Below are 7,521 nucleotides of genomic sequence, written 5' to 3' on the forward strand. Positions count from 1 at the left end.
GTAGGGAGTAGGGAGTAGGGAGTAGGGAGTAGGGAGTAGGGAGTAGGGAACTTCGGATTAAAAATTATCACAATTCATTAATATATCTCTTGCCAAAGTATTTTTCTGATAGTGTTGGCGTCAATTATTCTCAACTGTTCCCTGTTCCCTATTCCCTGTTCCCTGTTCCCTGCTCCCTGTTCCCTTTGCTAAAGTACTAAATCACCACAATTAATTAAGAAAAACTTGCCAACTGCTGCAAAAACTATTGATGTTCCTTACTGGCCAAGCCAGCTTGCAAGGTTGCCATCACCTTCACCATATCTTCCGCCAAAAGTGCCGAAACTGCTAACCATAATCCCGGAAAAAATTGGCTGCGGATAATTCCTTCTTGATCAGCTACAAGCGAAACATAGTCTCCCTCTTGCCAAGAAAACCAATCAAAACGCTGGTCAATTACCTGCCAAACCAGATATTCTTTTACTCCATTGCGACGATAAACTCGTTTTTTATCTCGGAGGTCAATAGAAGCAGTACTTGCTGCAATTTCTGCCACTAGTTCTGGTGCGCCCTCAATATAACCATCATCGTCCAGGCGACTTTGGCCACCACAATTGCTATCAATTAGTAAAACCACATCAGGTTGGGGTTCATTATCAAGATCCAGCCGCACTGTAGGGTTATCACCTAATCTTACACCAGGAGTCGCTATTTTATAGTTGCCCAACCAAACGAGTAAATTAGCATGGGGCTCAGCCTGGGATTCAAACCGTAAGGGTGATCCCATATAAACAATTCCTTCAATTAGTTCTGCTTTTTTGAGATGGGGCATGGCTTGATAACGCCGCTCAAATTCTCCACGAGATAGCAGATATCCATTTTCTAGGACTGGAATAGTTTTCTGTCTGTTACTAGTGGGAGCACTCATAACTTTTCTACTGTTTCCTAATGGGTTTGTAATCAAGTTATTAGTTATTAGTTATAGCAGTTTTAAATTGGGTGAGGTACATTTTTTAGGGAGCAGGGAGCAGGGAGTAGGGAGTAGGGAGTAGGGAGTAAGGAGTAGGGAGCAGGGCTGTTTGAGTAAAACGTAAGCATATGCGCTACGCGCACGCTACGCGAACAGCTGAATGCTGACAGCTGTCAGTTGTCAGCTTAAAATAAATCTGGGGAAAAGTTTTGCTTAGCGATGCGCTACGGGCAGCCAAATGCGATTGGCCTATGGCCTCAGCTTCCGCGCTTATGCGATCGCGTTTGAATGGGGATGTTGGTTTTTGCTGGGGTAATTCCAACGCAACGGTCAAAGTTGGCTTCAGCTACGACAACCTATCCCTGGATGTCTGTCGATAACAGTCTGTATGTTAATAAACACAATAAAGCAGGGTTTATTAATAATTATTTCCAGTTTATTGACAAGAAGTGTTTATCATAGTAAATGATTTAAAGTAAACTTACCGACTCCCGACTCCCGACTCCCGACTCCCGACTCCCGACTCCCGACTCCCTATTTCCTATTATGACTTCGGAGCAGGGAAAAGTGCTGCTTTGCTTGACAACAACGATAGAAAAACATCAGCCATTTTGGTAAACTTGTATTACTGGATTCAACACTTATGGGAATAGAGAATATAGAGATGAGTCATCAGTCAATCGGTATTACTTCTCTTGGTTACTATTTACCAACTGGAAGAATGACTAGTTTGGAAATGTCCCAGCTTTCTAATACTCCGGAAAATGTCTTTATTGAAAAAATCGGCATCTTTCAAAAGTGCGTAGTCACTGATGATGAGCAACCCTCAGAAATGGGGACCAAAGCGGCATTGTCTGCTATAGATAATGCCGGGATTAGAGCTAGTGATATCGATCTTATTGTTTACTGTGGTGTAGGGGATTATGATTATCGACTATGGTCACCGGCTGCTAAGATCCAATCTGAAATAGGAGCTGATCAAGCTTTTGCTTTTGAGGTCAGAAACTTCTGTAATAGCGGCAATCTAGGGATAGATATATGCCGTAATATGTTAATAGCAAACACTGAGTTTACCTATGGGTTAGTTGTTTGTAGTGACAGATTATCAAGTCTTGTGGACTACTCTAATCAAGATAGTTTATCCACATTTATGTTTGCCGATGGTGCTACTGCTGCCATTCTGAAGAAAGGAGAAACTAGTAACCAAATTTTGGCTTATCACGCGGTTACTGATTCAGAAGCTGTGGACTGTCTTAAAATTCCACTAGGGGGAACTAGGCTACCTTTTCATTCTGACAATGTAGACCAAAGCTTAAATTATATGCAAGTTTATGACCGTGAAAAGCTAGACAAAATTATTTCAGAAGTTTACCTGGAGAATTATAAAAAAGTAATTTTTAAATCCCTAAAAAAAAGCTCATACACTATCAATGATGTAGATTTAATCTTTACTAATCAAGGAAAAAAAAGCGTATTAATAAATATTTTTTCCTGGTTGGGCTTGACCCTAGAACAAACATTTATCTCTCTTCCTGAACATGGAAACTTAGGGGCTAGTGATACGTTACTTGGCCTCTGCAAAAGTAGAGAAGAGGGTAAGATTAAACCAGGGAATTTGGTAGTGCTAGCAAGTAGCGCTGCTGGCTTTTCCTGGGGGGCTTTGACTATTAAATTTTAAATCCATGTACCTGGAAAAAAGCAGAGTAATCAAAAAGTAAGCATATGCGCTACGGGCACGCTACTTGAGGTGCCGTCAGTTGTCAGCTGTCAGTTGTCAGCTTAAAATAAATCTGGTTTCCATGGAAAAGTTTTGCTTAGGGATCAGCTACGGGCAGCCAAAGGCGATTGGCCTATGGCCTCAGCTTCCGCGCTTATGCGATCGCGTTTGAATGGGGATGTTGGTTTTTGCTCGGGTAATTCCAACGCAACGGTGGAAGTGACGGCTGACCGCTGACCACTGACGGCCAACGGCTGAATGCTTACCTTTTCTCAGTCAACCAGGTTCTCCCACTCCCTTTTAGGTTTGATTTGGGCTTAATTTATGCTAAAGTCCCAATAGGACAAATTAACAAGAAACAATGTTTAGGAGTAAATCAAATGACGGATTACTATGTAGCAGCATACTTTTATGATTCTCAACCCAAGTATCAAGAGGATAATCCATCACTTATGTGGCAAAATCCTGGTAAGCGAAACTGGACTTGGTCTATAGACAAGGGGTATCATGATTGGTTTCCCTCATATACGGAACTGAGTGGTCAGTTGGTTGATAGTTTTTTTGTAGAAACAGAATTGACTAGAGCCGAGTTAGAGGAAAGGTGCAGAAAATCTATTTTTGAAAAGCATCAAGACAAGCCAAGCTATAAATTGCTTGAATATTCTGCAGCTACAAGTGCTTTTAATCCCTATGAGTATCCCATACATTTCAAGAAAGACGAAGGCAATCAGACTATTAAAAAGATGGTCATATTCGGTGACAGTCTTTCTGATACAGGGAATCTCAAGCACTGGGTTAAATTAATGCCCGAATATCCCTATTGGTATGGCAGGTTCACGAATGGACTAACATGGAGTGAATATCTGTCTAAAGAAACAGGAATTACTCTGTTCAACTGGGCTTATGGTGGAGCAAAGTCTGATTTAATCAATGATTTCAAGCCTCAAGAGATTCTGGATTACGTAAAATCCGGGGGACGCAATGTTATTACTGGCAGTATGACTACAACGATAAATCGTTATCTTGATAATGGATGGCTGAGTGGGAAAAAGATTGATTTAACAGCAGCAGAAGAGACAGCTTATACCCTGTGGATTGGAGCAAATGACTATCTTGAGAAATTCGATAGTGAAGAAACACTCTTTAATTTAATAGAATATCCTAACGATGTAGGAGGCTATGAAAAAGTTTCAGATCGAGCGACTGATAACATAATCAAAAATATCAAAAAACTAAATGACAAAGGGGCAAAATATTTTATCATCCCAAACCTACCCAATGTAGGTAAAACCCCCATAATAGCAACTGTAAGCTATGATTTCAGTAAAGGTTCGGTGAAAACAAGAGAAGATCTTTCTGCTGCTATAACAAACATAATCAATGTTCACAATAATAAGCTTAAAATTAAGATAGATTCTCTGAAAGAAGAACGGGGTAAATATTTGGAGATAGTATACATAGATCTATTTTCTGATTTCGATGCACTCCTAGAGAATAAGAATCCCTTCACAGGAGATTCTTTTGACGCACAATTCGAGAATGAGTATTACGAGATCCAATCTACAGGAAGTAGTGGGATACAAATACCTAAACAGTGTTTCCAAGGCGGTTATACTGCCGAAGGAATAACAAATTCAGACTGGAGAGCCTACGCCTCGAATAATACAAGTAAAACAACAGACGGGTCTTTTAACTTTCTATTGACATTTTGGGATAATGTACACCCAACATCATACGCTCATTCCTTGATTGCATATTCTTTTCAGTATTGGATGAAAGAGGCTGGACTAATAAGTAGCTCTCTCCCTAAGCTGGAAGACTATCGAGATAGAAATCGACACCTCGATTAATTCAAGTTTATTGAGCACTGGAGTTTAGACTATAGCGGTTTTAAATTTTGTGAGGTACAGAGTTCCTGGTTTTAGGGAACAGGGAACAGGGAACAGGGAACAGGGAAAAAATCCTGTGTACCTCATTAGGATAAAAACCGCTAGAAAATGAATAAAAAAGAGGTTTCGGCTTCGCCGGAACCTCTTTGTATCAGAAGATGAGAGGTGTTGACTTGATCTCTTATCTTCTATAACTAGGTCTAATTAATCGCTACTTAAACTAATTCTTGGGAATAAGGTTGAATCCAATTTACAAAAGCACTCCCAATATCAGCTAATGCGCTACGCGCACGCTTCGCGAACAGCTATCAGTTATCAGCTAATGCGCTACGCGCACGCTTCGCGAACAGCTATCAGTTATTAGCTAATGCGCTACGCGCACGCTTCGCGAACAGCTATCAGCTTATGGGTTACCTCACAGCGTCGAAGCCTGTGCTACGACTGACCACTGACCGCTGACCGCTGACCGCTTACAATAGGCTTATCAGCTCAAGTAACAATTTTCCAATGGTTCAGCAGCTAACTCCCACCACCGATGACATTTTTTATCCCGAAAGTGACGGCAAGCCCTTGGCGGACAATACCCTTCAATTTGAACTAATTACCACCATTAAGTTTGGCCTAGAAGTTCGATTCAAAGATGACCCCAATGTGTTTATCGCCGGGGATTTGTTGTGGTATCCAGTACAAGGACAACCAAAAATCAACCAAGCCCCCGATGTCATGGTAGTTATCGGTAGACCAAAAGGGCATCGGCCTTCTTACAAAACCTGGGTTGAAGATAACCTTAATCCCCAGGTGACCTTTGAAATAGCCTCACACACAAACACCATCAAAGAATTAGAAGAGGATAAACTCAAGTTTTACCAGACCCATGGAGTAGAAGAGTACTATCTTTTTGATCCAAATCGAACAAAACTAAAAGGCTGGTTGCGTTCATCAGAAACCTTAGAACCCATCCCCCAGATGCTTGGTTGGGTTAGTCCTCGTTTAGGAATTACCTTTGACTTAGAGCTGATTCGTAAAGAAAATCTAAAGAAATAAAAAAGTTAAGATAAGTAGATGATAACCTACCAGAGGTTGAATGAATTTCGGTCAATGACACGTCTGCCTCAAATTGCCGCACCGACGAGAAAGCCAAATCCTACGTGATTTAAGTGATACAGAATGGGAGGTTTTGAAACCATTACTACCTGAACCTATTGGCTTTGGACATCCGAGAACAGTTGATTTAACAGAGATACTTAATGGTGTTTTTTATGTTCATTGGACTTGTTGTCAGTGGGAAATGTTACCCCATGACTTGCCTCCCTATACCACTGTATATGGTTATTTCCAGAAGTGGCAGCGACGAGGAATATGGCAGAAAATTCATGATCAGTTACGATCACAAATCAGATTTGGTCAAGGTAGAGAATTACAATCAACCGTTGGGATAGCGGACTCTCAATCAGTCAAGACGACGGAAAAAAGGGGGCAGTCTGCGGTTTTGATGGTGGTAAAAAAGCGATGCAGCGCGGTCTTGGGGAGGCAGCGCGGTCTTGGGGGTCCCCCCCGGAGACGAAACCTTAGATAGTGGAGCCTTTATAGTTAGCAGGTTATGCAGAAAAGGGTTAAATATTTTTTAATAAGGCTCCACTATCTTACGGTAACTTCAAACCATGAGCGACTGCCGTGGTTTCCCCCACTCGCTATTGCATCAAGACAAGTTAAAGGGCGTAAACGTCACATAGTAGTTGATTCTCAAGGATTACTCATTGGGGTATTAGTAACGGAAGCTAATGGTTCTGAAAGGCTCGGAGCAGTAGTCATTTTGTCTGAAGCACTTGAGAAACTGAAGTTATTAGAAGTGGTCTGGGTGGACCTGTGGTTATTCAGGAAAGAATTTTGCTCAAGCCGTCAAACAGGTATGTGGTGATTCTGTTCGAGTCGAAGTGATAGAAAGGAAATCAAAAGAGTTTGAAATTCTTCCAAAGCGATGGATTGTAGAAAGAACATTTGGTTGGTTAAATCGATTTAGACGCGCTTAGTAAAGACTATGAACTATATACACAGATGAGTACAGGAATGATATATGGTTCATTAATTCGTTTGATGACAAGAAGATTAGCTTCTTAATTTTTTGTTTACAAATCAGCTCTTAGTAGACTCGGAATTGGTACTGTATTCTCCTAAGGTCGAGCGCTTTGCTACTTATCTGGAAATTGTTGAGCACAGAGATATGGCTCAACAACAGGTAGAGCAAGAAAGGTTGGAAAAAGAGCAATCCCAGGAAGCTTTATAGGGCGTTGCTGATTCTGGGTATGATTGTGCCCCCTGACACCCAATCCTCGGGCATAAAACTAAAATAAAGTCCCCCAAAGTTGGGGGATAATGGTGGCTTTACCAAAATCAAACGATCTAAATTAATACTTCAATTCAGTAACATCATTTTTTCGGAGGAGGGGATAAGTTTTTGTGTTATGCTCAACAATTTCCAGAAGAGAAAGTTATTAACCATATCTCTCCCAATTTTTTCGTTATCCTAGAGTAGTGGTTAATTTACGCATCGATTAACCTTGGAGTTCGAGACGCAAATAATCATGATTCATGATACAACACCGGCGTCGCTTTTGAACCAGTGTCCGTCTCAAATTTCAGGCTACTAGAGGAAATATTTGCTAAGTATTGTCCTCCTTGTGTCCAGCTCCCTTTGGTATATTTGTATATCCTAGAGGCAAGTTTAAATTGTGTGCTAGTCGATACTAGCATATCATTGGGTCCGGTTTTGATAGGTACAAATTGCCCAGAAACACTTTGTCGGTAAAGCAATCCTGACGATGTCATATTTGTATTGATCGTTACTCTAACGTCTACTTCCCCCACTGGTACTGTCTCCAGTTCAATAACAACTTCACTATCTTGTTCCTTTACATTCCATTGCACAGAATCTTCAGTGCTTTTAATCAGTTCTTCTTGGTTGTAGA

The 7,521-nt window shown here is 41.0% G+C and carries 9 protein-coding genes and 1 pseudogene; 8 read left to right on the plus strand and 2 right to left on the minus strand.

The window, feature by feature from the left end; translation table 11 throughout:
• Positions 1 to 244: 244 nt before the first annotated feature.
• Positions 245 to 907 (minus strand): Uma2 family endonuclease, encoded by a 663-nt coding sequence (locus F6J94_RS26620; RefSeq protein ID WP_293045749.1) that lies wholly within the window; start codon positions 905 to 907, stop codon positions 245 to 247.
• 293 nt (positions 908 to 1,200) lie between these two features.
• Here F6J94_RS26620 and F6J94_RS26625 point away from each other — a divergent pair, with 293 nt between their 5' ends.
• From F6J94_RS26625 to F6J94_RS26645, 8 genes and pseudogenes are all read left to right on the plus strand, one after another.
• On the plus strand, positions 1,201 to 1,329 hold the full coding sequence (locus tag F6J94_RS26625) for a hypothetical protein (RefSeq protein WP_293045753.1): 129 nt from the start codon (positions 1,201 to 1,203) through the stop codon (positions 1,327 to 1,329).
• Between the two features lie 263 nt (positions 1,330 to 1,592).
• Positions 1,593 to 2,627 (plus strand): 3-oxoacyl-[acyl-carrier-protein] synthase III C-terminal domain-containing protein, encoded by a 1,035-nt coding sequence (locus F6J94_RS26630; protein ID WP_293045756.1) that lies wholly within the window; start codon positions 1,593 to 1,595, stop codon positions 2,625 to 2,627.
• Between the two features lie 419 nt (positions 2,628 to 3,046).
• Positions 3,047 to 4,516, plus strand: a complete 1,470-nt coding sequence (locus F6J94_RS26635; protein ID WP_293045759.1) for an SGNH/GDSL hydrolase family protein — start codon at positions 3,047 to 3,049, stop codon at positions 4,514 to 4,516.
• A gap of 546 nt (positions 4,517 to 5,062) precedes the next feature.
• Positions 5,063 to 5,575, plus strand: a pseudogene (locus tag F6J94_RS26640) (Uma2 family endonuclease); the annotation flags it as partial.
• Between the two features lie 97 nt (positions 5,576 to 5,672).
• Positions 5,673 to 6,131, plus strand: coding sequence for a transposase (locus F6J94_RS34460; RefSeq protein ID WP_367142276.1), 459 nt, complete (start codon positions 5,673 to 5,675; stop codon positions 6,129 to 6,131).
• Between the two features lie 24 nt (positions 6,132 to 6,155).
• Positions 6,156 to 6,473, plus strand: a complete 318-nt coding sequence (locus F6J94_RS34465) for a transposase (protein WP_367142277.1) — start codon at positions 6,156 to 6,158, stop codon at positions 6,471 to 6,473.
• A 16-nt stretch (positions 6,474 to 6,489) separates the two neighbouring features.
• Positions 6,490 to 6,585: a transposase gene (locus F6J94_RS34470; protein ID WP_367142278.1), complete on the plus strand. Its 96-nt coding sequence runs from the start codon at positions 6,490 to 6,492 to the stop codon at positions 6,583 to 6,585.
• 92 nt (positions 6,586 to 6,677) lie between these two features.
• Positions 6,678 to 6,839 (plus strand): hypothetical protein, encoded by a 162-nt coding sequence (locus F6J94_RS26645; protein WP_293045763.1) that lies wholly within the window; start codon positions 6,678 to 6,680, stop codon positions 6,837 to 6,839.
• Between the two features lie 296 nt (positions 6,840 to 7,135).
• Here the strand turns inward: F6J94_RS26645 and F6J94_RS26650 are convergent.
• The coding region (locus F6J94_RS26650) for a hypothetical protein (protein WP_293045766.1) at positions 7,136 to 7,521 on the minus strand (386 nt) is incomplete at its 5' end.

The sequence above is a fragment of the Moorena sp. SIO1F2 genome (genome assembly GCF_010672755.1).
Classification (GTDB): Bacteria; Cyanobacteriota; Cyanobacteriia; order Cyanobacteriales; family Coleofasciculaceae; genus Moorena.

Bases quoted from the DNA above. Each gene is read 5' to 3' on its own strand.
- F6J94_RS34465 (WP_367142277.1), top strand. From the start codon at position 6,156: ATGCAGAAAAGGGTTAAATATTTTTTAATAAGGCTCCACTATCTTACG.
- F6J94_RS26630 (WP_293045756.1), top strand. From the start codon at position 1,593: ATGGGAATAGAGAATATAGAGATGAGTCATCAGTCAATCGGTATTACT.
- F6J94_RS26625 (WP_293045753.1), top strand. From the start codon at position 1,201: ATGGCCTCAGCTTCCGCGCTTATGCGATCGCGTTTGAATGGGGATGTT.
- F6J94_RS26635 (WP_293045759.1), top strand. From the start codon at position 3,047: ATGACGGATTACTATGTAGCAGCATACTTTTATGATTCTCAACCCAAG.
- F6J94_RS26620 (WP_293045749.1), bottom strand. From the start codon at position 907: ATGAGTGCTCCCACTAGTAACAGACAGAAAACTATTCCAGTCCTAGAA.